This is a genomic window from Streptomyces sp. NPDC001606, assembly GCF_053596835.1.
The window spans coordinates 513,966-536,495 of the sequence record NZ_JBSFHC010000002.1 but is presented as its reverse complement, the minus strand read 5'-3'; the positions used below and the strand labels follow the sequence as shown (position 1 = coordinate 536,495).

Annotated in this window: 24 protein-coding genes; 10 read left to right on the top strand and 14 right to left on the bottom strand. The window is 71.6% G+C overall.

Annotated elements, in window-relative coordinates; translation table 11 throughout:
- The first annotated feature begins 164 nt into the window (after positions 1–164).
- Together ACWCV9_RS06795 and ACWCV9_RS06790 are read left to right on the top strand one after the other, a co-directional pair.
- Positions 165–797, top strand: a complete 633-nt coding sequence (locus tag ACWCV9_RS06795) for a TetR/AcrR family transcriptional regulator (RefSeq protein ID WP_450784596.1) — start codon at positions 165–167, stop codon at positions 795–797.
- 427 nt (positions 798–1,224) lie between these two features.
- The gene (locus tag ACWCV9_RS06790) at positions 1,225–2,700 is read left to right on the top strand and encodes a sensor histidine kinase (RefSeq protein ID WP_450784595.1); all 1,476 of its coding nucleotides are present in this window, start codon (positions 1,225–1,227) and stop codon (positions 2,698–2,700) included.
- Between the two features lie 198 nt (positions 2,701–2,898).
- Here the strand turns inward: ACWCV9_RS06790 and ACWCV9_RS06785 are convergent, their stop codons facing one another.
- Both ACWCV9_RS06785 and ACWCV9_RS06780 read right to left on the bottom strand, forming a co-directional pair.
- Positions 2,899–3,156, bottom strand: coding sequence for a WhiB family transcriptional regulator (locus ACWCV9_RS06785; protein ID WP_003992873.1), 258 nt, complete (start codon positions 3,154–3,156; stop codon positions 2,899–2,901).
- Positions 3,157–3,493: 337 nt separating this feature from the next.
- A complete protein-coding gene (locus tag ACWCV9_RS06780; RefSeq protein WP_450784594.1) occupies positions 3,494–4,462 on the bottom strand; it encodes a diacylglycerol/lipid kinase family protein in 969 nt (322 codons plus the stop codon).
- Positions 4,463–4,570: 108 nt separating this feature from the next.
- On the opposite strand from ACWCV9_RS06780, the gene ACWCV9_RS06775 reads away from it, so the two are divergent.
- Positions 4,571–5,008, top strand: a complete 438-nt coding sequence (locus ACWCV9_RS06775; RefSeq protein ID WP_450784593.1) for a hypothetical protein — start codon at positions 4,571–4,573, stop codon at positions 5,006–5,008.
- Positions 5,009–5,025: 17 nt separating this feature from the next.
- Here ACWCV9_RS06775 and ACWCV9_RS06770 read toward each other — a convergent pair whose 3' ends face one another.
- The 3 genes from ACWCV9_RS06770 to ACWCV9_RS06760 form a co-directional block, all read right to left on the bottom strand.
- A complete protein-coding gene (locus ACWCV9_RS06770; protein ID WP_450784592.1) occupies positions 5,026–6,123 on the bottom strand; it encodes an RNA polymerase sigma factor SigF in 1,098 nt (365 codons plus the stop codon).
- Between the two features lie 17 nt (positions 6,124–6,140).
- Positions 6,141–6,557 carry an ATP-binding protein gene (locus ACWCV9_RS06765; RefSeq protein ID WP_009190566.1) on the bottom strand — a complete coding sequence of 139 codons (417 nt, stop codon included), beginning with the start codon at positions 6,555–6,557 and terminating at the stop codon, positions 6,141–6,143.
- A 276-nt stretch (positions 6,558–6,833) separates the two neighbouring features.
- Positions 6,834–7,094 carry a UBP-type zinc finger domain-containing protein gene (locus tag ACWCV9_RS06760; protein ID WP_385840062.1) on the bottom strand — a complete coding sequence of 87 codons (261 nt, stop codon included), beginning with the start codon at positions 7,092–7,094 and terminating at the stop codon, positions 6,834–6,836.
- A 61-nt stretch (positions 7,095–7,155) separates the two neighbouring features.
- Here ACWCV9_RS06760 and ACWCV9_RS06755 point away from each other — a divergent pair, with 61 nt between their 5' ends.
- The gene (locus ACWCV9_RS06755) at positions 7,156–8,751 is read left to right on the top strand and encodes a Na+/H+ antiporter (protein WP_450784591.1); all 1,596 of its coding nucleotides are present in this window, start codon (positions 7,156–7,158) and stop codon (positions 8,749–8,751) included.
- A gap of 24 nt (positions 8,752–8,775) precedes the next feature.
- Here ACWCV9_RS06755 and ACWCV9_RS06750 read toward each other — a convergent pair whose 3' ends face one another.
- Entirely contained in the window at positions 8,776–9,675 is a 900-nt protein-coding gene (locus ACWCV9_RS06750) for a 1-aminocyclopropane-1-carboxylate deaminase/D-cysteine desulfhydrase (RefSeq protein ID WP_450784590.1), read from the bottom strand.
- Between the two features lie 261 nt (positions 9,676–9,936).
- Positions 9,937–10,530 carry an N-acetylmuramoyl-L-alanine amidase gene (locus ACWCV9_RS06745; protein ID WP_450784589.1) on the bottom strand — a complete coding sequence of 198 codons (594 nt, stop codon included), beginning with the start codon at positions 10,528–10,530 and terminating at the stop codon, positions 9,937–9,939.
- Between the two features lie 224 nt (positions 10,531–10,754).
- Between ACWCV9_RS06745 and ACWCV9_RS06740 the strand changes: the two genes are divergently transcribed.
- The 3 genes from ACWCV9_RS06740 to ACWCV9_RS06730 all read left to right on the top strand — a co-directional run bounded on the left by ACWCV9_RS06740 (position 10,755) and on the right by ACWCV9_RS06730 (position 13,914).
- Complete coding sequence (locus ACWCV9_RS06740; RefSeq protein ID WP_450784588.1) at positions 10,755–12,161, top strand: family 2B encapsulin nanocompartment shell protein; 1,407 nt, start codon at positions 10,755–10,757, stop codon at positions 12,159–12,161.
- Between the two features lie 112 nt (positions 12,162–12,273).
- Positions 12,274–13,425 carry a family 2 encapsulin nanocompartment cargo protein polyprenyl transferase gene (locus ACWCV9_RS06735; RefSeq protein ID WP_450784587.1) on the top strand — a complete coding sequence of 384 codons (1,152 nt, stop codon included), beginning with the start codon at positions 12,274–12,276 and terminating at the stop codon, positions 13,423–13,425.
- A 156-nt stretch (positions 13,426–13,581) separates the two neighbouring features.
- Positions 13,582–13,914, top strand: coding sequence for a DUF952 domain-containing protein (locus ACWCV9_RS06730; RefSeq protein WP_385840055.1), 333 nt, complete (start codon positions 13,582–13,584; stop codon positions 13,912–13,914).
- 16 nt (positions 13,915–13,930) lie between these two features.
- Here ACWCV9_RS06730 and ACWCV9_RS06725 read toward each other — a convergent pair whose 3' ends face one another.
- From ACWCV9_RS06725 to ACWCV9_RS06710, 4 genes are all read right to left on the bottom strand, one after another.
- Complete coding sequence (locus ACWCV9_RS06725; protein ID WP_450784586.1) at positions 13,931–14,689, bottom strand: VOC family protein; 759 nt, start codon at positions 14,687–14,689, stop codon at positions 13,931–13,933.
- 128 nt (positions 14,690–14,817) lie between these two features.
- The gene (locus ACWCV9_RS06720) at positions 14,818–15,234 is read right to left on the bottom strand and encodes a VOC family protein (protein WP_450784585.1); all 417 of its coding nucleotides are present in this window, start codon (positions 15,232–15,234) and stop codon (positions 14,818–14,820) included.
- Between the two features lie 40 nt (positions 15,235–15,274).
- On the bottom strand, positions 15,275–15,673 hold the full coding sequence (locus ACWCV9_RS06715) for a helix-turn-helix transcriptional regulator (RefSeq protein WP_385840051.1): 399 nt from the start codon (positions 15,671–15,673) through the stop codon (positions 15,275–15,277).
- Positions 15,674–15,731: 58 nt separating this feature from the next.
- On the bottom strand, positions 15,732–16,943 hold the full coding sequence (locus ACWCV9_RS06710) for an MFS transporter (RefSeq protein ID WP_450784584.1): 1,212 nt from the start codon (positions 16,941–16,943) through the stop codon (positions 15,732–15,734).
- 217 nt (positions 16,944–17,160) lie between these two features.
- On the opposite strand from ACWCV9_RS06710, the gene ACWCV9_RS06705 reads away from it, so the two are divergent.
- The gene (locus ACWCV9_RS06705; RefSeq protein WP_450784583.1) at positions 17,161–18,582 is read left to right on the top strand and encodes a non-reducing end alpha-L-arabinofuranosidase family hydrolase; all 1,422 of its coding nucleotides are present in this window, start codon (positions 17,161–17,163) and stop codon (positions 18,580–18,582) included.
- Between the two features lie 49 nt (positions 18,583–18,631).
- Here ACWCV9_RS06705 and ACWCV9_RS06700 read toward each other — a convergent pair whose 3' ends face one another.
- Both ACWCV9_RS06700 and sodN read right to left on the bottom strand, forming a co-directional pair.
- Positions 18,632–18,988: an ASCH domain-containing protein gene (locus ACWCV9_RS06700; protein WP_450784582.1), complete on the bottom strand. Its 357-nt coding sequence runs from the start codon at positions 18,986–18,988 to the stop codon at positions 18,632–18,634.
- Positions 18,989–19,210: 222 nt separating this feature from the next.
- Positions 19,211–19,606 (bottom strand): superoxide dismutase, Ni, encoded by a 396-nt coding sequence (gene sodN, locus ACWCV9_RS06695; protein ID WP_014674929.1) that lies wholly within the window; start codon positions 19,604–19,606, stop codon positions 19,211–19,213.
- Positions 19,607–19,751: 145 nt separating this feature from the next.
- On the opposite strand from sodN, the gene sodX reads away from it, so the two are divergent.
- Complete coding sequence (gene sodX, locus ACWCV9_RS06690; RefSeq protein ID WP_385840321.1) at positions 19,752–20,186, top strand: nickel-type superoxide dismutase maturation protease; 435 nt, start codon at positions 19,752–19,754, stop codon at positions 20,184–20,186.
- Here sodX and ACWCV9_RS06685 read toward each other — a convergent pair.
- A complete protein-coding gene (locus ACWCV9_RS06685; RefSeq protein WP_450784581.1) occupies positions 20,090–20,719 on the bottom strand; it encodes a CGNR zinc finger domain-containing protein in 630 nt (209 codons plus the stop codon). The genes sodX and ACWCV9_RS06685 overlap by 97 nt on opposite strands.
- 465 nt (positions 20,720–21,184) lie before the next feature.
- On the opposite strand from ACWCV9_RS06685, the gene ACWCV9_RS06680 reads away from it, so the two are divergent.
- A complete protein-coding gene (locus tag ACWCV9_RS06680) occupies positions 21,185–22,408 on the top strand; it encodes an NAD(P)-dependent malic enzyme (protein WP_450784580.1) in 1,224 nt (407 codons plus the stop codon).
- Positions 22,409–22,530: the final 122 nt, after the last annotated feature.

The following is a 22,530-nucleotide window of genomic DNA, read 5'->3' as shown; positions in this document are numbered from 1 at the left end:
GTTCTGAAGTGGGCTCGTGCGTCTATGTGGTTTAGACCAATCTAACAGAGTCGGCGTCGCCGGGCGTGCCCTACGGAGCTTCTTCCCGCTGCCCGCGATCCCGTGTGCCGCTTGGGTCCGGGCGGTCTCGCACATTTCTCTAGCGGGCGCTATAAAATCTGCCCATGATGCAGGGCCAGGACACGACGGCGCGGACCGGAACGGGGTCCGGCAGGCGCGGCCGCCCGCGCTCCTTCGACCGGGCCGAAGCCCTGGACAAGGCGCTCATGGCCTTCTGGCGGCACGGCTACGAGGCGACCTCCGTCTCCGACCTCACCCGGATCATGGGCATCGGCACCCCCAGCCTCTACGCGGCCTTCGGGGACAAGCGCACCCTGTTCGAAGAGGTGGTCCGCGTCTACTGCGAGACCTACGGCGCCTTCGGCCGCCGCGCCCTCGCCGAGGAACCCACCGCCCGGGCGGCCCTCGCCCGCATCCTGCGCGAGGCCGCCGCCGCATACACCGACCCGGCCCACCCGTACGGCTGCCTCGTCGCGCACGCGGCCACCAACTGCACCAGCCCCGAGGTGGCGCGGCTGCTGCGGGACCGGCGCAACGCCGGCATCGCCGCCCTCGCCTCCCGGATCCGCGCGGACATCACGGCCGGGCTGCTCCCCGCCGGCACCGACGCCACCGCCCTCGCGCGGCACTCCGGTGCGGTGCTCCAGGGCATGTCCCAGCAGGCGCGCGACGGGGCGAGCCGGGCGGAACTGGAAGCACTCGCGGAATTTGCCATGACTGTATGGCCCCATAGTTGACTTTGCCGGGTAGGCTTCGTGGCATCGAGTGCCAGCTGCCGCGCCGCATGCCGCGCGGAGCGGTGCCCGCACGGGCGACGGAGCCTGTACGGGCATGGACACGCCCCATTGGTCCAGTCCACAATCGAAGACACATCCAGCGCAGACCGTCCGATGCCGAGCGCATCGGTCACATACAAGATCGTCGCCCCACGCACGATCGACCACGCACAAGCCTCCGCCCTCCCCGCACAGGAAGGCGGATCGAGGAACCGGCGCTCTCTGCCCTGACTGCCCCGGCTCCTCGGCCTTCGGCCGACCGGGACCGCACACCCCACGGCCGATGATGCTCCGGGCTGCGGTGCCGGGAGGGTTGAGGGTCCCTTCCAGGCGCCGCGGCCCGCGGGTGTTTTTCGGACACCGGCGACCCCCCGGGTACGCTCGCAGCGTGCCCTCCATGAACGAACTGGTCCGCCAGCACACCGCCCTCGACGACTCCGACCTCGAGTGGCTGCATCTGCTGGTCTCGGAGTGGCAGCTCCTCTCCGACCTCTCCTTCGCCGACCTGGTGCTGTGGGTGCCGACCCGGGACGGCACCCGGTACGTCTCGGTCGCCCAGATGCGGCCCAACACCGGCCCCACCTCCTACCAGGACGACATGGTCGGCCACCTCGTCCCGCGCGGCCGCCGGCCCATGCTGGACGCGGCGCTGGACGAGGGCCGGATCGTGCGCGAGGGCGACCCGGAGTGGCGCGAGGAGGTCCCCGTACGGGTCGAGTCCATCCCCGTACGGCGGGACGGCCGCGTCCTCGGCGTGATCGCCCGCAACACCAACCTGCTCACCGTCCGCACCCCGAGCCGGCTGGAGCTGACCTATCTCCAGAGCGCCAGCGATCTCGCGCAGATGATCGCGGCCGGCTCCTTCCCCTTCCCCGACCAGCAGGTCGACATGGACGCCTCGCCGCGCGTCGGCGACGGCCTGATCCGGCTCGACGCGGACGGCATCGTCCAGTACGCCTCCCCGAACGCGCTCTCCGCCTACCACCGCCTCGGTCTCGCCGCCGACCTGGTCGGCCACCACCTGGGGCGGACCACCGCGGAACTCGCCCCGACCCGGGGCCCGGTGGACGAGGCGCTCGCCAAGGTGGCCAGCGGCTGGGCCCCGCGCGAGTTCGAGATCGAGGCCAACGACGGGGTCATCCAGTTCCGGGCGATCCCGCTCAAGCCCAAGGGCGTACGCATCGGTTCGCTGGTGCTGTGCCGGGACGTCACCGAACTGCGGCGCCGCGAACGCGAGTTGATCACCAAGGACGCCACCATCCGGGAGATCCACCACCGGGTGAAGAACAACCTCCAGACGGTCGCCGCGCTGCTGCGGCTCCAGGCCCGCCGGATCGACTCCGAGCGCGGCCGGGAGGCCCTGGAGGAGGCCGTCCGCCGGGTCGGCTCGATCGCGATCGTGCATGAGACGCTGTCCCAGAACCTTGACGAGCGGGTGGAGTTCGACGACATCGCCGACCGGGTGCTCGCGATGGTCGCCGAGATCTCCCCGGGCAAGGTGGCCGGCCGGCGCACCGGCCGGTTCGGGATACTCGACGCCGAGGTCGCCACTCCGCTGTCGATGGTGCTCACCGAGATCCTCCAGAACGCGCTGGAGCACGGCTTCCGCGAGGGCGACACCGGCACGGTCGAGGTCTCCGCGGTGCGCGGCGGTACGACGAAGGAGGCCCGCCTCCTGGTCACGGTCCAGGACGACGGGGTCGGCCTGCCCGAGGGCTTCGACCCGCACAGCTCGGGCAACCTGGGCCTCCAGATCGTCCGGACCCTGGTCGAGGGGGAGCTGGGCGGCGCCTTCGACATGGTCCCGGGGCCGGAGCGCGGCACCAGGGTGATCCTGGACATCCCGGTGCGGGCACAGAAGTAGACGCGGAGCCGGCTCGCGTACGGCAGCGGGTGTGCGCGGACAGCAAAAAGCCCCGGACCGCCATGGGTTCGGGGCTCGTGCTCGTTGCTGCTCTGCTGTGAGCGCATCGGGGGATACTGCGCGCTGCGGCTCGGGGGCGGGAGATGCGTGCGTGCTGCACGCGCCGCCAAGCTCAGGCTGTCAGCAGGGGTGGGTATGTCAGGCGGAGGCCTGACGGGCCCGGTTGCGGGCGGCACGGCGCTTCATGGCGCGGCGCTCGTCCTCGCTGAGACCACCCCAGACGCCGGAGTCCTGACCGGACTCGAGCGCCCACTGCAGACACTGCTCGATCACCGGGCAGCGACGGCAGACGGCCTTGGCTTCCTCGATCTGCAGCAGCGCAGGACCGGTGTTGCCGATGGGGAAGAAGAGCTCGGGGTCTTCCTCGCGGCAAACGGCGTTGTGACGCCAGTCCATGGCTGCTACCTCTCCTTGATTTCTCTGAGCGTAAGAGGTTACGCACAGGTTGCTTGTGAATGTGAACGCTTTCACGAATCCCTCAACAAGTGAAGGGCCTACCGCCGAGTCGTCCCCGGCGTGGTCCTTGGTTTGAAGAGGGGTTCTGGTGATCAGTGGAGGCCGGTCTTGCGGGCCGTCCCGATCGCCACGTAGAGACTCGCAAACCTCAGCGGCGGATACAACCCCTTCCGAAAGATTTTTTTTGATTCCTCGGTGTCGACTAGGTCACAGCCGTACTTCCATGGGGTGGATCCTGGCCTAAACGTTCGAGTGAAAGGACTTTGGCCCCTTCCGCTCACACAATCACACGCAGTGCACGGCGTACGCCTGTGAACGTCACGCTCGTACGCAGGCCGAGGTGGTCGCCGTCCATCTGAAGGGGCAGGGGCACCTTCGAATGCAAGGTGAACCGGTCCAGATCGTGCAGGGACACCGCATGCCTGCCCTGGGGTCCGCGCTCGGGGGACGAAGTGAGCAACTGGGTGCCATACCGGGCAACCGCGGCCGTCGACAGGCGGCGCAGACCGAGCACATCGATGCCCGTGTCGAACGAAGCCTTAGGCGATGTGTACATAGGGCGATTGCCGAAATACGTCCAGGGGGACGTGTTCGAGACTATGGCCACCACAAGATCGGTGACCGGGTCCTCGCCGGGCTGCTCCAGGGTGATCGCGCCGTGCCGGCGATTCGGCTCGCCGAGGAACTGCCGGATCACCTGGCGCACGTACAGCGCGTGGGTGGACTTCTTCCCGCGCTCGCGCTGCTGCTCGACCCGGCCCACCACCCCGGCGTCGAAGCCCAGCCCGGCGTTGAAGGTGAACCAGCGGTCCGGGACCGCCTCGTCCTCGGTGCCGGGCGTGCCCGAGGTCAGGCCGAGCCCGACGAGCCGCTCCCGGCCCTCGCGCAGCGCGTCCAGCAGGGCGCCGGTGGCCTCGACGGGGTCGTTGGGCAGGCCCAGGGCGCGGGCGAAGACGTTGGTGGAGCCGCCGGGGACCACCGCGAGGCCGGGCAGGCGCTCCGGGGCGGGACCGGCGTGCAGCAGACCGTTGACGACCTCGTTGACCGTGCCGTCCCCGCCGAGGGCCACCACCATGTCGATGTCGTCGCTCTCCGCCGCCTGCCGGCCCACGTCGCGCGCATGGCCGCGGTACTCGGTGGTGACGACCTCCAGCTTCACCTCGCTGGCCAGGGCGTGGATCAACACGTCACGCCTGCGTGCGCTTGTGGTGGTAGCCGCCGGATTGACCACGAGAAGTGCACGCATGGAGGGCAGCGTACCTACTGGGGGGTACCGGGCCCATATCGAGGTAGGGAACAGGTAAGAGGGGCGGTGGGACAGAGGGGGGTGAACCCGCCCCGTTACCCTGCTGGGGTGAGCAGTGAGCAGAACCCCGCCGCAGAGTCCGCCGCCGAACCCCGTCCGCGCCGGCTGACCTATGCCGCCCTGCTGGCCGCCCTGGAGGGGATCGCGCTGGTCGCGGGCGGTCTGTGGGTGCTCGTCCGCGGGTTCACCGGCGCCCCCGACGACCGTCAGCAGGCCGTCACCCTGGGGGTCACGCTGGTCGTGCTCGCCCTGCTGCCGCTGCTCGCCGCGCGCGGGCTGCTGCTGCGCCGCGGCTGGAGCCGCGGCCCCGCGGTGATCACCCAGATCATGGCGCTGCCGCTCGCCTACAACCTGCTCCAGACCGACGGTGTGACCATCCCGGTCGGCATCGTCCTCGCCGCGGTCGCCGTGACGGCGCTGGTGCTCCTGGTCAACGGCGAGACGACCCGGGCCCTGGGCATCAAGGGACCGGGCCGCGCCGAGTAGCGCCTACTCCGTAGCGCCTACTCCTCCACGAGCAGCTTCTCCCGCAGCTGGGCCAGGGTCCGGGCCAGCAGCCGGGAGACGTGCATCTGGGAGATGCCGACCTCCTGCGCGATCTGCGACTGCGTCATGTTGCCGAAGAAGCGCAGCAGCAGGATCCGCTTCTCCCGGGGCGGGAGGTCCTCCAGGAGCGGCTTGAGCGACTCCCGGTACTCCACCCCCTCCAGCGCCTCGTCCTCGGCGCCCAGGGTGTCGGCGACCGCCGGGGACTCGTCGTCGGTGTCGGGGACGTCCAGGGACAGGGTGGAGTACGCGTTGGCGGACTCCAGGCCCTCCAGGACCTCCTCCTCGGAGATGGCCAGCTTCTCGGCCAGCTCGTGCACAGTGGGGGAGCGGCCGTGCAGCTGGGACAGCTCGGCCGTGGCCGTGGTCAGCGACAGCCGCAGCTCCTGGAGCCGGCGCGGCACCCGCACCGCCCAGCCCTTGTCGCGGAAGTGCCGCTTGATCTCGCCGACGACGGTCGGGGTGGCGTAGGTGGAGAACTCCACACCGCGCTCCGGGTCGAACCGGTCGACGGACTTGATCAGACCGATCGTGGCGACCTGGGTGAGGTCGTCCAGCGGCTCGCCGCGGTTGCGGAAGCGGCGCGCCAGGTGCTCCACCAGCGGCAGGTGCATACGGACGAGCTGGTTGCGCAGCTCGGCGTACTCCGGGCTGCCGTCCCTCAGCTTGCGCAGCTCGACGAACATGGCCCGCGCCCCGGTGCGGTCGTGGGGGTCGTGGTGCACGGCGTGCTGTACCGCCTGCACCGCCTCCGCGCCCAGCGCCTCGTCCTCGGCGTACCGCTCGTGCTCGCTCATCGTCCCGCCCGTAGCCCTTCCCCGAGCCCTCGCCCCCGCGCGGGGTCCCTCCGCGGGTGTGCCCTGCACGGAACCGTCGTCGCCGGGCCGCGCGGAGTGCTCCTCCGGGTGCGGTCTGGCCTGCTCGGGGATGCCGTCGATGCCGTCCGCCATACGCCGGGAACCGTCCCGGGGGCTCGCCCCGGGGGTCTCGGCGGACCGGGGGGCACCCCCGTCCCCGGTCGGCAGCTCCCGCGTGCCGCGCTCTTCGTCCCGCACCGGACCGTCCCCGTTCCTCACGCCGGGCCGGGGCCCGCGCCGCGCTGTTTGTAGAGGCTGATCGACACGGTCTTGTCCTCGTCCACGGCGGACGAGACCTTGCCCGCGAGGGCCGAGAGGACGGTCCAGGCGAAGGTGTCCCGCGAGGGGGCGTGGCCGTCCGTGGTCGGCGCCGACACGGTCACCTCCAGCGAGTCGTCCACCAGCCGGAAGACACAGCTGAGCACCGAGCCGGGCACGGCCTGTTGCAGCAGGATCGCGCACGCCTCGTCGACGGCGATGCGCAGATCCTCGATCTCGTCCAGGGTGAAGTCCAAGCGGGCCGCGAGACCGGCCGTGGCCGTCCGCAGCACCGACAGGTAGGCACCCGCAGCCGGCAGCCGGACTTCCACGAAGTCCTGGTTCGCCGCGGGCTCGCCTGCGATCTGGGACACCCTCACCTCCATGGTGGTACAAGCTTTACGGGGCCGAGGGTCATCCCCCGGGAAACCGCGTACGTGGTCGCGCGGCACGCTATCGCGCTCCGGACGTCCCTGTCCCCGGGACCCCAACCCCCTGGCGTCACTCACAGTAAAGCTGTGGATACGCTCCGTGTCTAGAGGGTATGCGGGCCCAAATGGGAAGAGCGCGCGCCGGGTTGACGTACCCAGGCGTCACACGCTCGAACCGTCGGCCGGTCGCCGCCTTCTGAAGTGTCACACGAGCAGGCCTCAGACGAGAACGTGGTCCACGAAGCACCACCGCCAGTCCTCGCCGGGTTCGAAGGTCCGCATCACCGGGTGACCGGACGTCTCGTGGTGATCCGTGGCGTGCCGTCCCGGGGAGGAGTCGCAGCAGCCGACGTGGCCGCAGGTCAGGCAGAGCCGCAGCTGCACCGGGTGCGTGCCGTTGCGCGCGCACTCCGGACAGGTCGGGTGCAGCGGCTCCGGCTCCGGGTGCGGCAGCGCGTCGACGTGCGTGCACTGTTTCATGATTGCCAGATTACGACGGGCGTGCGGGTGACCGCGCGGAAAAAGAGGGCGGGCGAGGATCATGGACGTGATGCCGCTGCTGTTGCTGGTGGCGGGCAGTGCGGCGGTCGCCGGGGCGGCTCGGCGCACACCGCTGCCGGCGCCGCTGCTGCTGGTGGCGGCCGGGTTGCTGGTGTCCTACCTCCCCGGGGTCCCGGACTACACCCTGGACCCCGAGATCGTCCTCCCGCTGGTGCTGCCGCCGCTGCTGTACAAGGAGGGCACCGAGAGTTCGTACCTCGACCTGCGGGCCCAGCTGCGGCCGGTGGCGCTGCTGTCGATCGGGTACGTCCTCTTCGCGACCCTCGCCGTCGGCTGGGCCGCCTATGTCGTCGTACCGGGGCTGCCGCTGCCCGCCGCGCTGGTGCTGGGCGCGGTGGTGGCGCCGACGGACGCGGTCGCGGCCGCGGCGATCGCGCGCCGGGTCGGCCTGCCGTCCCGGATCACCACCATCCTCCAGGGCGAGTCGCTGCTCAACGACGCCACCGCGATCACCGCCTACAAGGTGGCTCTCGGCGCCGCGCTCGGCGAGGGCGCCACCTGGGCGGGCGGCATCCGCGAGTTCCTGCTGGCGGCGGTCGGCGGGGTCGCCGTGGGACTCGTGCTCATGGTGCCGATCCACTGGCTGCGCACGCGGCTGAAGGAGGCGCTGCTCCAGAACACCCTCTCGCTGCTCATCCCGTTCGTCGCCTACGGGGTGGCCGAGCAGTTCCACGGCTCCGGTGTGCTCGCGGTCGTGGTGGTCGCCGTCTACCTCGGGCACCGCGCGTGGGAGGTCGACTTCGCCACCCGGCTCCAGGAGGACGCCGTGTGGCGGATGGTCGCCTTCCTGCTGGAGTCGGCGGTCTTCGCCCTGATCGGCCTGCAACTGCCCCTGGTCCTCAAGGGCCTTGGCGCGTACCGGGGCGCCGACGCCCTCGGTTACGCGGTCGTCGTCTTCCTGGTCGTCGTCGCGGCCCGGTTCGTGTGGGTCTACCCCGCCACCTTTCTGCCGCGTCTGCTCTTCCCCCGGATCCGGGAACGCGAGGAGAACCCCACCTGGCGGGCGCCGATCGTCACCTCATGGGCCGCGATGCGCGGGGTGGTGTCGCTCGCCATCGCCTTCTCGATCCCGCTCACGGTGCACGACGGCGGCCCCTTCCCGCAGCGGAACCTGATCCTCTTCCTGACGTTCGCCACGGTCATCGGCACCCTGGTCGTCCAGGGCCTGACCCTCGCGCCGCTGATCCGCCTGATGCGGTTCCCCGGCCGGGACCGGCAGGCCGAGACGCTCGCCGAGGCCAACGCCCAGGCGCAGGCCTCCCGGGCCGCCGAGAGCCGCCTGGACGACCTCCTCGCCGACGACCGCAACGCCCTGCCGCCTCCGCTCGCCGACCGCCTCCGCCAGGTCCTGGAGCGCCGCCGCAACTCCGTCTGGGAACGCCTCGGGCAGACCAACCCCGTCACGGGCGAGTCCGTCGACGACACCTACCGCCGGCTGTCCCGCGAGATGATCAGCGCCGAGCGGGAGGTCTTCGTCAAGCTCCGCGACCACCGCTATCTGGACGACGAGATGCTGCGCGTCCTGCTCCGCCGGCTGGACCTGGAGGAGGCGGCCGCCTACCGGGAGGCCGGCTGACCCCGGTCAGGACGGCTGAGCCGGTCAGGCCGGCGGGAAGGGGCGGCCCGTCACGACCGCCGCGATGGCCGTCCCGCGCGGGAAGGCGCCCTCCTCGGCGAGGGTGGTGAGCCCGAGGAGCAACTTGGCGACATAGAGACGTTCGACGGGCAGGCCGTGGCGGTCCTCGAAGTTCCGCGCGAACGCCTCCAGCCCTGGTGTCGTACGGGCGTAGCCGCCGCAGTGGAAGCGGTCGTCCAGCGACCAGGAGCCGGTACGGGCGCCGAAGGCACGTTCCTGCAAGGCGCTGACCTCGCTCTCCAGAAAGCCGCCCTTGAGCACCGGTATGCCCAGCGCGCGCTGCCCCGCGGCCAGCCCGGCGGCGAGGCCGGCCAGGGTGCCGCCGGTGCCGCAGGCGACCGCGACGACGTCCGCGCGCCCGCGCAGTTCCTCGCCCAGCGCGCGGCAGCCGTGCACCGCCTCCGGGTTGCTGCCGCCCTCGGGGACGACATACGCCCCCTCGGCACCGGCCGCGCGCAGCACGGCGGCCAGCGTCTCCGGCTCGGCCTTGCGCCGGTACGTCGACCTGTCGACGAAGTGCAGCCGCATGCCGTCGGCGGCGCACTGCGCCAGGGACGGGTTGAGCGGCCGGCCGGCCAGCTCCTCGCCGCGCACCACGCCGGTGGTCGCCAGGCCCAGTAGCCGGCCGGCGGCGGCGGTGGCCCGCAGATGGTTGGAGTAGGCGCCGCCGAAGGTGAGCAGCGGTCGGCCGGCCGCCGCCGCGATGTTCGGCACCAGCTTGCGCCACTTGTTGCCGATGAGTTCGGGATGGATCAGGTCGTCGCGCTTCAGCAGCAGGGTGACCCCCTGCCGGCCGAAGCGTTCGTCCCGGACCTCCTGGAGCGGGGAGGGGATCCGAGGGGCGAGAACATCGACGCTGGTCACCGCTCCATTGTCGCCCGCGGCGCGGGCCCGTGGGGGCGGTTGGATCCCAGCAGCTACACAGTGCTGTGGGGTGAAGCACAGGGGGAGGAGCCGGGCCCGGCTCGCCCGGGGCGGCGATGGCGTCGGGGGCCGTTGTTGCCCTGGGTGGCGGCCGCGCGGGGTCGCGGCTGCCAACCCCTTCAACCGCTGCCTCGGCCACGCCGCCTCCGGCGCCGGGGAGCGTCGGTGCCCCGGGGCGGCAACCCGCCCGCGCCCGTGGCGCTACTCCTTCAGCCGCGCTCCGACCCGCTCCCTCAGCCACGCCATGCCGAAGCCTCGCGGGTCCACCTTTCCCGGCTGCCACTCCCGGTGCCCGATGACCGAGCGTTCCGTCCAGCCGTGCCGCCGGCACACCGCCGCCGCGGCCCGTTCGATCGCGTCCAGCTGCCGCGTCGGCCAGGGGTCCGTCCCGTCGCCCAGGTTCTCGCACTCGAAGCCGTAGAAGTGCCGGTTGCCGTCGGTGTCGGACGCGTGGGCCGGCGGCAGCGCCTTCTCGGCGATCACCGCGCGCAGCACGTCGTCGTCGCCGAGCCCCGCGTGGTTGGCGCGGCCGTAGCCGACCAGGTGGACCGTGCCGTCCTTGGTGATCACTCCGTGGCACAGCGGGCCCGGCAGCCCCGCGTACCCGTCCCGGCAGACGCCCACCGTGTGCGCGCTGCCCCGGGTCACGGTGTGGTGGATCATCACGCCGTGCACGGGCCCCCAGGGCCCCTTGTGGTTGCGGTGGTGGTGGCGCCAGTCACCGACCTCGGCGACCTCCAGGCCCTCTGTGCGAAGAGCGTCCAGAAAGCTGCTCGCGGACATGGGTGGGGCCATGACCGACTCCTTCGTCCCGTGCCGGTGGCCGCGCGGGGCGGCCCTGCTGTCCCCGCACTTCTATCGAAAACGGGCGCGGAATCCCCCACCATGCCCACTAATCCGATGATCCATTCCCGCTCTTTCGGGTAATGGCGCGGCCACGTTCCGTGCTGGGAGGCTCGGTTCCGAGACCAGTGCCCGCTGCGATCCGGCGCTGGGTACACATGGGAGGAAACCTTTTTATGTCGGTAGGCGAAGAGGTCCGCTCGGAGCAGGGCAAGCCGCAGCAGTCCCTCGGGACGGCGGCCGCGCGGAACCTGGCCACCACGACCAAGTCCGTACCGCAGATGCAGGAGATCAGCTCCCGCTGGCTGCTGCGCACGCTCCCCTGGGTCGACGTCCAGGGCGGCACGTACCGGGTGAACAGGCGGCTGACGTACGCCGTCGGTGACGGCCGTATCACCTTTGTGAAGACCGGTGACCAGGTCGAGGTCATCCCGGCCGAGCTGGCCGAGCTGCCGGCACTGCGGGCGTACGAGGACGACGAAGTGCTGACGGAGCTGGCGCGCCGCTGCCGCCAGCGTGACTTCGCCGCCGGGGAGGTGATCGCCGACTTCGGCAACCGGACCGACGAGGTGTACCTGCTCGCCCACGGCCGCGTGGAGAAGGTCGGCACCGGCCCCTACGGCGACGACGCCGTCCTCAAGGTCCTCGCCGACGGCGCCTACTTCGGCGACGAGGCGCTGCTCGACCCGGACGCCATCTGGGAGTACACCGTCCGCGCGGCCACCCCGACCACGGTGCTGATCCTCGGCCGCCAGGACTTCGAGCAGGTCGCGGAGCGCTCCGACTCGCTGCGCGAGCACCTTCAGCAGGTGCGCTCGGTCCCGCAGCAGCGGACCAACAAGTACGGCGAGAAGGAGGTCGACCTGGCGGCCGGCCACTCCGGCGAGCCGGACATCCCGCACACCTTCGTGGACTACGAGCCCCGCCCCCGCGAGTACGAGCTGAGCATCGCCCAGACCGTGCTGCGCATCCACTCGCGCGTGGCCGACCTGTACAACCAGCCGATGAACCAGACCGAGCAGCAGCTGCGGCTCACGGTCGAGGCGCTCAAGGAGCGCCAGGAGCACGAACTCGTCAACAACCGCGAGTTCGGCCTGCTGCACAACTGCGAGTACGACCAGCGGATCCAGCCGCACGACGGCGTGCCCAGCCCGGACGACATGGACGAGCTGCTCAGCCGCCGCCGCAGCACCAAGCTGTTCCTCGCCCACCCGCGCGCGATCGCCGCGTTCGGACGCGAGCTGAACAAGCGGGGGCTGGTCCCGGAGACCATCGAGATCGGCGGCAACCGCATCCCCACCTGGCGCGGGGTGCCGATCTACCCGTGCAACAAGATCCCCGTCACCCCGGAGCGCACGACCTCGATCATCGCCATGCGGACCGGCGAGGCCGACCAGGGTGTCATCGGCCTGAGGCAGTCCGGCATCCCGGACGAGATCGAGCCGAGCCTGTCCGTGCGCTTCATGGGCATCAACGAGCAGGCCATCATCAAGTACCTGGTCACGGCGTACTACTCGGCCGCCGTCCTGGTGCCCGACGCGCTCGGGGTGCTGGAGAACGTCGAGATCGGCCGGTGGAGGTGACGTTTCTGCACGTCGTGGCCGTGTCTCCGCACACCGGCCCGGGTATGTCTCCGGGGTATGCGTCCGGCCGGCCCGGTACCGCCGGTGTCCGCGGACCTGGCGAGGGGGAGACATGGCCGAGTTCATGACGGAGACCGAACGGCGTTCGCCCGCCGTGCCCCGTCCGGGCGCCGAGCCGAAAGCGCCGGGCAGGACGGGCGACGGCGGCGGCACCGGCCCGCTCGACGGGCTGGAGGCGGCGGCCCTGCTGGAGGCGACCCGGGCGATGGTCGACCCGGAGCTGCGGCTGGCGGTCGGTTCGCTGCCCGACTCCATGCGCCGGGTCACGCGCTACCACTTCGGCTGGGAGCAGGCCGACGGCACACCGGCCGCGGGCAACGCCGGCAAGGCGATCAGGCCCGCGCTGGTGCTCGCCGCGGCCGGCGCGCTCGGCGGCCCGGCGGCCCGCGCGGCGGCCGTCCGGGCGGCGGCCGCCGTCGAACTCGTCCACAACTTCACGCTGTTGCACGACGACGTGATGGACCGGGACACCAGCCGCAGGCACCGGCCCACGGTGTGGACCGTGTTCGGGATCCCCGACGCGATCCTCGCCGGTGACGCCCTCCAGGCGCTGGCCCTGCGGCTGCTCGCCGAGGACCCGCACCCGGCCGCCGGCCCGGCCGGGGCCCACCTCGCGGCCTGTGTCATGGAGCTGTGCGCCGGCCAGCACACCGACACCGACCTGGAGGACCGCGCCCCGGACACGGTCACCCTGGACGAGGTGCTGGCCATGGCCGAGGCGAAGACCGGTGCGCTGCTCGGCTGCGCCTGCGCCCTCGGCGGTCTGTACGCGGGCGCGGACGACGAGGTGGTGGCCGCGCTGGACGGCTTCGGCCGTCAGGCCGGGCTCGCGTTCCAGCTGATCGACGATGTCATCGGGATATGGGGCGATCCCCAGCGCACCGGCAAGCCGGCCGGCGCGGACCTGGTCGCCCGCAAGAAGTCACTGCCGGTGGTGGCGGCGCTCGTCTCCGGCACCCCGGCGGCGGCCGAACTCGCCGCGCTGTACGGCAAGCCGTACGCCAAGGGCGAGCCGGTGGACGCCGAGGAGATCGCCCGCACGGCCCTCGCCGTGGAGCAGGCCGGCGGCCGGGACTGGGCGCAGGCCGAGGCGGCCGACCGGATGGCCCGCGCCATGCAGGAACTGGCCCGCGCGGTCCCCGACCCGGAGTCGGCGGGCGGGCTGCTGGCCCTCGCCGAGTTCGTCACCCGGCGCACCAGCTGAGCGCCGTCGCCCCCGGCGGCGCCACGGAACCCGGAGCCCCGGGTCCGCGCGGCTCCTGACCCCGCTCGGACACCGAGGCTCCGGCCAGGCGGGCCCCGCACATCCCCACGGTGTGCGGGGTCCGCCGCTGTCGTACCGGGGACGTAGCGTGGTCCTATGCCGATATCGCCCCGCATCTTCCATGTGACCGAACGCGCACTGTGGGAAGCGGCCCGGGAGCGCGGCACCTACGAGGTGTCGACGCGCGGCCGCACCCTCCAGGAGGAGGGCTTCATCCACTTCTCCACCCATGAGCAGCTCCCGCGCATCGCCGCGCTCCTCTACGACGACTACGAGGGCCCCGACGACCTGGTGGTCCTGGTCGTGGACCCGGCGCGGCTGGGAGCGCCGCTGCGATACGAGGCCGTGGCACCGGGCGGCGAGGAGTTCCCGCACGTGTACGGACCGGTGCCGGTCGAAGCGGTGGTGGATGTCCAGCCCTGGGTCTGATCAGCCCTGACTGCGATCAGTCCTGGGGGCCGGCCGGCAGCCCGCCCGTCTCCGGGTCGCGTCCGGTGAGGCAGTAGAGGCCGCCCGCCGGATCCCGCATCACCGTCCAGTGCGCGCCCGGGCGGACCAGGGCGGCACCCAGCTCCTCGTGCCGGGAGCGCGCCGCCGTGATGTCGGCGCAGGCCAGGTCGAGGTGGGCGGTCGTGGTGGTGGCGTGCTCGTCGTCCAGCCGCTGGAGCAGGATCCGCACCGGCAGACCGGCCGGCGGCACCAGCACCTCGAACTCCGGCCGGGAGCCGGTCCGCCGCTCCCATCCGGTCAGCTCCGCCCAGAACGCGGCCTCGGCGGCGTACCCGGAGGGCGGGATGTCCAGGCACACCTGGTCCAGTCGGCTGCCCGCCACCACCGGCGGCCGGACCGCCTCCGCGTGCCAGGGCACGGCGCAGAACAACTGCCCGCCCGGCGACCGCAGTACGGCCCACCCGTCATGGTCCGCCACCAGCTCCGCGCCGAGCCGGCAGGCCTCCTCGGCCAGCCCCCGTACGTCCTCCACGCACAGGTCGAGATGGGCGCCGCCCGGGCCCTCGGCGACGCCCTGGAGCTTCACACACGGGTCCGCCCCGTTGCCCTTGGCCGGCAGCAGGGTCGCGAACTCCCCGTCCTGACCGCGCGGTTCGGACAGCCGGGTACCGGTGACGGCCGTCCAGAAGGCGCCCGCCTCGGCAAGGCGCTCGGCGGGGCGGTCGATGAAGGCGTACGTCCAGCGAATGATCATGGCGGGGAGTGTAGGCGCGAAGCCGCGCCGGGGTGCGGGGCGTTCACGGCGCGGGCTCACGAAAGCCCCGGGCTGGGATGGGGCGTTCACCGCGCGGACTCACGAAAGCCCCGCCGGTACGCGCCTCTTCACTTCGCGGGCTTCTGGAAGCAGCGCAGCATGTTGCCCGCCGGGTCGCGGAAGGCGCAGTCGCGTACCCCCCACGGCTGGTCCGTGGGCTCCTGGAGCACATCCGCGCCGGACTCGCGCAGCCGCTCCCACAGCGCGTCGCAGTCGTCGGTGGCCAGGATGACCCCGCGCAGCATGCCCTTGGCGAGCAGCTCGGCGAGCGCCTGCCGGTCGGCCGGGGAGGCGTCCGGGTTCGCGCCGGGCGGCTCCAGCACGATCTCCACGTCCGGCTGGAGCGGCGAGCCCACGGTCACCCACCGCATCCCCTCGTAGCCCACGTCGTTGCGGACCTCCAGGCCGAGCACGTCACGGTAGAAGGCGAGCGCCTTGTCGTGGTCGTCCACGGCGATGAAACACTGCGCGAGTCTCACGTCCATGGGATCACGCTAGGCCGGTCGTGCTCTCGGTGCGCGCTGCTCAGTAAAGTCGGCGGCGCGGCCGGGTGAACGTACGGGCCACGCAGGACGGGATCGCCGCCGCCTCCTCGTGCGGACGGGCCCGGTAGGCGCTCGGTGTCTCGCCGACCAGCTCGGTGAACCGGGAACTGAACGAGCCGAGCGAGCTACACCCCACGGCGAGGCACACCTCGGTCACCGTGAGATCGCCGCGGCGCAGCAGCGCCTTGGCCCGCTCGATGCGCCGGGTCATCAGATAGCTGTACGGCGTCTCGCCGAAGGCCTTGCGGAAACTGCGCTGGAAGTGGCCCGGGGACATATGGGCGTCCCGGGCCAGCTCGGTCATGTCGAGCGGCTCGGCGTACTCACGGTCCATCCGGTCGCGTACGCGCCGCAGCCGCACCAGGTCCTCCAGGGTCACGCTTCAGCCTGACACACGGCACTGACAGCGGGCGGCCGGATCCGGTGAGCGCCCGGGCTCAGGGCCGCCGGGCCCCGGCCGAGCCGCGTTCCCATGCCCACACCGCGAGCCCCAGCGCCAGCACCGCGCCGCCCGCCGCCGGGACCGCGGCCCAGCCGCCGAACCGGTACGCGGTGATGCCGAGCATCGAACCGGCCGCGCCGCCGAGGTAGTACGACGTCATGTAGACGGAGGCGATCCGGGCCGGGGGCACGTCCGGCAGGCCGTACACCACACTCATGTTCAGCAGGTGGACGCCGTGCACGGCGACGTCCAGCAGCAGGGCCCCGGCCATCAACCAGACCAGGCTGTGCCCGCCCGGCCACAGCGCCGCGAACCCGGCCATGCCCAGCGCGAGCAGCGCTCCGGTGGCCGTCCGCTGCCGGCCCCGGTCGGCGAACCGCCCGGTCGCCCGGGCCGCGATCGCGCCCGCCGCGCCCACCAGCGCGAACAGCCCGATCGCGGACGAGCCCCAGCCGTAGGGCGGGCCGGCCAGCACGAACGCCGAGGTCGCCCAGAAGGCGCTGAACGCGGCGAAGCAGCAGGCGCCGATCAGGGAACGGCGGCGCAGCACCGGTTCGGAAGCGGCCAGCCGGAGCGTGGCGGCGAGCTGGGCGCCGTAGCCGATCGGCACGTCCGGTGGGGACGACGGGAGCACCCGGACGAGCAGCAGGGCCAGCGCCGCGAGCGTCCCGGCCGCCGCCAGGAACACCGCGCGCCAGCCGAACGCCCCGCCGACCAGCCCGGCCGCCGTGCGGGAGCACAGGATGCCGAGCAGGACCCCGGTGAGCATGGTGCCCATCGCCCGGCCGCGCTCCCCGGCGGGGACGAGGGAGGCGGCGTACGGGATGAGGATCTGCACGACGACCGCGCCGGCGCCCACCAGCACGCCCGCGGCCGTCAGCACCCACAGCCGGGGCGCCGCGCCCGACAGCAGCATCCCTGCGCTGCCCGCGCCCAGCAGGGTCCCGACGAGGCGGCGGCGGGCGACGATGTCGCCGAGCGGCACGATCAGCAGCAGGCCCAGCGTGTAGCCGGCCTGGGTGGCCGTGACCAGCGCTCCGGCCGCGGCCGGGGAGGCGCCGTACGCCGTGGCGATCCGGGGGAGGAGCGGCTGGCAGTAGTAGAGCCCGGCGGCGATCAGTCCGCAGGCGGCGGCCAGCAGCGGGATCAGATGGCGGGGCGGGGAGGCGGCCGGGGCCGGGGCGGTGATCGTGGCGCGGGCGGTCATGGGAGGAACGCTACGGCGAGGGTGGACCGGTTCCGAGATCCAATACCGTCCGCTGGGAGCGGTCCAATTCCCCTTCCCCACCCGAAAATTTCGGATCGTCCGCCGATTTTTGCGAAAGCTATTGACGCCGTTCGCCGCCTCCCCAATCATCCACTCGCTCGAAACTTCGACCTCTGTTCGTTATATCGAACGAACTCCTCACGATGCGAGGTTCCCCATGCTCAGACGAAGGCTCAGCCGCAGGCGCCTGTCCGTGGTGCTCGCCGCCGCGGTCTCGGTCCTTGTTTCGCTGGCGGCGATGCTCGTCGCCATCCCGGCCCAGGCGGCCACCAGCGGGGCCGTCCAAGGTGTCGGTTCCGGCCGGTGTCTCGATGTGCCGAACGCCAGTCAGACGGACGGCGCGCTCCTCCAGATCTGGGACTGCACGGGCGGGACCAACCAGCAGTGGACGCTGACGGACGGCAACCAGCTGACCGTGTACGGCAACAAGTGCCTGGACGTTCCGGGCCACGCCACGACGGCCGGTACCCGGGTGCAGATCTGGACCTGTAGCGGCGGTGCGAACCAGCAGTGGCGGGTGAACTCCGACGGCACGATCGTCGGCGTGGAGTCCGGACTGTGCCTGGACGTGTCCGGCGGCGCCACGGCCAACGGCACGGCGGTGCAGCTCTGGTCGTGCACCGGCGCCGCCAACCAGAAGTGGAGCGGCCTGTCCGGGGCGTCGGCCACGTGCTCCCTGCCGTCGACCTACCGGTGGTCCTCGACCGGTCCGCTGGCGCAGCCGGCGAACGGCTGGGTCGCGCTGAAGGACTTCACCACCGTGACGTACAACGGCAAGCACCTGGTCTACGCGACCACCTCCGACGGATCGTCGTGGGGCACGATGGGATTCAGCCCCTTCACGAACTGGTCGGACATGGCGACGGCCGGGCAGACCGCGCTGCCCCAGTCCGCGGTGGCGCCCCAGCTGTTCTACTTCGCCCCCAAGAACGTCTGGGTGCTGGCCTCACTGGGGTGGGGTACCAACTGGGCCTTCACCTACCGCACGTCCAGCGACCCCACCAACCCCAGGGGCTGGTCCGCGCCGCAGCCGCTGTTCACCGGCAGCCTCCCCAGCGGCGGCCCGATCGACCCGACCCTGATCGCCGACGGCCAGAACATGTACCTGTTCTTCGCCGGTGACAACGGCAGCATCTACCGCGCGAGCATGCCCCTCGGGAACTTCCCGAGCAGCTTCGGCTCCTCCTACACGACGGTCATGAGCGACACGGTGAAGAACCTGTTCGAGGCGCCGCAGGTGTACAAGGTGCAGGGCCAGAACCAGTACCTGATGATCGTCGAGGCGCGGGGCGCGAACGAGCAGCGCTACTTCCGCTCCTTCACCGCCACCAGCCTGACCGGTCCCTGGACCCCGCAGGCCGCCACCGAGAGCAACCCCTTCGCCGGCAAGGCCAACAGCGGCGCCACCTGGACCAACGACATCAGCCACGGTGACCTGGTCCGCAACAACCCCGACCAGACCATGACCGTCGACCCCTGCAACCTCCAGCTCCTCTACCAGGGCAGAAACCCCAACTCCGACGGCGTCCCCTACACCCAACTGCCGTACCGACCGGGTCTGCTCACCTTGCAGCACTGAGCGGCAGCCGACGCTGGAGGGCAGCGGCCGCCCTCCGGCCCAGGTCGCGTCACGCGGCCGCGAGCTGAATCTCGATGGCGAGGGCGCCGAGCGCTTCCTTCTCGGCAGAGTAGATGGCGCGGATGCTGGCGAGCTGCTGCTCGCGGGTGGCGGTCGGGTTGACGTTCGCCGGTCCCTCGCCGTCGAGAAGGGCCTCGAAACCGGAGTACTCGCTGACCCGCAGGACCCTCACCTCGCAGCTCTCGTCCGTGCCCTTGACGCGGAAGCGGATGGTGTCGCCGGCGGCGAGGTCTGCGAGGTGCGGGTATTTCACCCGCACCTCGATCGTCTTGGTGCCCGCGGCGACGAGGTCGAAGTACTGGCGGTAGAGGTTCAGCTCACGGACGCGGCCGGTGGTGTCGGTCATGGCTCGGGGACGCTCCTGGTGGCTGGTGCGGTCATCATGCGGCGGACGCGACAATTCAGCGGGCTCGGGCGATCCTCGTGGATCACATTGCCCGGCACGGGTCCTTCGAGGTCACCTTCCTGGGTGGCATCCTCATCCGCCGCCTGTGAGGGCTGGCCGTCGGCGGACAGGCAAGGGGCCCGCCCGGTGGTACCGGGCGGGCCCCTTTCGGGAGGGAAGGGCTCAGGCCTTCTTGGTCTCCCAGAAGATCTTGTCGATCTGGGCGATGTAGTCCAGAGCCTTCTGGCCCGTCGCCGGGTCGGTGGACGCCTTGGCGGCCGAGAGGGCCTTCAGGGTGTCGTTCACCAGCTGGTGCAGCTCCGGGTACTTCTCGAAGTGCGGAGCCTTGAAGTAGTCGCTCCACAGAACGGAGACGTGGTGCTTCGCCAGCTCGGCGCGCTGCTCCTTGATGACGGTGGCGCGAGCCTGGAAGTGGGGGTCGTCGTTGCCGGCCATCTTCTCCTGCACGGCCTTGACCGACTCCGCCTCGATGCGGGCCTGGGCCGGGTCGTACACGCCGCAGGGCAGGTCGCAGTGGGCGCTGACCTTGACCTTGGGGGCAAACAGGCGGGAAAGCATGGAGCATTCCTTCCTCGTGATCGTCTTCTCAGGTGCGACATTACTCCCTGACGAAGGCGATTTCTCGGGTGCCCCCTAGGGCTTAGGACAAAAGTCCAGGGTCAGACTGAGACTGGTGGAGGAACGGACCGGGGAGGTGCCGGGGATGCCGGAACTGTCGCAGGAGACCGAGCGGGGCAGGGCGGCGGCGCCCTTCGGGCTGGCGGAGGTGACGGGTCCGTCCATGGTGCCCACGCTCCGCCACGGCGACCAGCTCCTCGTGCGGTACGGCAGTGCGGTCCGGGCCGGCGACATCGTCGTACTGCGGCATCCGTTCCAGCAGGACCTGCTGGTCGTCAAGCGTGCCGTGGAGCGGCGCGAGGGCGGCTGGTGGGTGCTCGGGGACAACCCTTACGCGGGCGGGGACAGCACCGACTACGGGGTCGTCCCGGAGGAGCTGATCCTGGGGAAGGCCTGGCTGCGGTACCGGCCGCTGGGGAGCGGTCAGCGCTCCGCGCCCGCGCTGGCCCGCTGGGCGCTGTCGGCCGTACGGCCGCTGCTGCCCGACCGGTCGGCCTCCAGGCGCTTGCGGGCCCGGTAGGCGGCGACGTTCGCGCGGGTCGCGCAGCGGTCGGAGCAGTAGCGCCGGGAGCGGTTGGTGGAGGTGTCGAGGTAGGCGTTGCGGCAGGGCGCGGCCTCGCACAGGCCCAGGCGGTCCACGCCGTACTCGGTGAGGTGGAAGGCCAGGCCCATCGCCGCGATGGCCGCGTAGCCGGCGGTGGCGTTGGACGGGTGGTCGGCGAGGTGCATGTGCCACAGCGGGCGGCCGTCCTCGTCGCGGTGGTCGTGGCCCGAGATCTGCGGCGACACCGGGAACTCCAGGAGCAGCGAGTTCAGCAGGTCCACGGCCAGCGTCTCGTCGCCCTGGTCGGCCGCCTCGAACACCGCGCGCAGCCGGGCCCGCACCGAGCGGAAGCGGGTGACGTCGGCGTCGGTGGCGCGGCGGGCCGCCGACGCGTTGGCGCCGAAGAGGTCGCGGACGGCCTCGACCGAGGTCAGGGAGTCCTTGCCCCGCGCCGGCTCCTCGCTGTTGACGAGGCGTACGGCGTAGTCCGAGTAATAGGCCAGTTCCACTTGTAGTCCTTATGGGCGCTCTGTCGTCGTGGCTGCGGGCGGGTGCGTAACGGACGGGTGCGATCTCAGGGTATTACGTGCCGCCGTGGTGCCGCCGAGTGCGCGAACCTGCGGCCCGTCTCATCATTCGGACGCGTCCATACGTGGGCTTTCCCACGCCGCACGGCCCTTGCCGCCGGCCCGTACGGCCCTGCCGGGCACGCCGGGACCCCCTCGTCTCATGTCGGCTCCGAGCGGCTTTCCGGTTCCGAGATGTGACCTTGCACCTATTGGACTCGTCGTGGGCGCCGTCCGTCCGGTAAGAAGGTTCTTTACACCCCTCATCCGGGGCTCAGGGCGCGTGTGCGGCGCGCCCGTCGCGTATGCGCTCGTACGTATCAGCAATCGGGCCGTGCGCGGTGCCCGCCCACCCCTCACCAGGAGTGGTCGACCCTCAAACCATGCATACCTAAGGGGTAAAACGAAGTGGCAGCGGAGATCGTCAATCCTCGCAGCGACAGCAATACGGACCAGGACGGCGGGGCCGAGCCCCTCGATTCCTTCGATCCGGCGTTCGCGCTGCACCGCGGCGGCAAGATGGCCGTGCAGGCCACCGTGCCGATCCGTGACAAGGACGACCTTTCCCTCGCGTACACGCCCGGCGTCGCTCGCGTGTGCACCGCGATCGCGGAACAGCCGGAGCTGGTCAACGACTACACATGGAAGTCCTCCGTGGTCGCCGTCGTCACCGACGGTACGGCCGTGCTCGGACTCGGGGACATCGGTCCCCAGGCCTCCCTCCCCGTGATGGAGGGCAAGGCCATCCTGTTCAAGCAGTTCGGCGGCGTGGACGCCGTGCCGATCGCGCTCGACTGCACGGGCGTGGACGAGATCGTGGAGACCGTCGTCCGGCTCGCCCCCTCCTTCGGCGGCGTGAACCTGGAGGACATCTCGGCACCCCGGTGCTTCGAGATCGAGCGGCAGCTCCAGGAGCGGCTCGACATCCCGGTCTTCCACGACGACCAGCACGGTACGGCCGTCGTGACGCTCGCGGCGCTGCGGAACGCGGCGCGGCTCAGCGGGCGGGAGATCGGGCAGCTGCGTGCCGTCATCTCCGGCGCCGGCGCGGCCGGTGTCGCCATCGCCAAGATGCTGGTCGAGGCCGGCATCGGGGATGTGGCGGTGGCGGACCGCAAGGGCGTCGTCTCGGCCGACCGGGAGGACCTGACGCCGGTCAAGCGCGAGCTGGCGGGCTTCACCAACAAGGCCGGCCTCACCGGCTCGCTGGAGGACGCGCTCGCGGGCGCGGACGTCTTCATCGGCGTCTCCGGCGGTACGGTCGCGGAGGAGGCCGTGGCTTCCATGGCCAAGGGCGCCTTCGTGTTCGCGATGGCCAACCCGAACCCGGAGGTGCACCCCGAGGTCGCCCACAAGTACGCGGCCGTGGTCGCGACCGGGCGCTCGGACTTCCCGAACCAGATCAACAACGTGCTGGCGTTCCCGGGCATCTTCGCCGGGGCGCTCCAGGTGCGGGCCACTCGGATCACCGAGGGCATGAAGATCGCTGCCGCCGAGGCGCTGGCCTCGGTGGTCGGCGACGACCTCGCCGCCGACTACGTGATCCCGTCGCCGTTCGACGAGCGGGTCGCTCCCGCGGTCACCGCGGCTGTCGCGGCCGCGGCTCGCGCCGAGGGCGTCGCCCGTCTCTGACGCCGTGCCGAACGGCCCCGCCCACTCAGGGCGGGGCCGTTTTTCTTTCCCGCGCCGCGCGGTCCTGCGCCGGACGGGTGTCCCTGCACAAGAGGGCATGTGTCACAGCGTCCCCCTGTTCC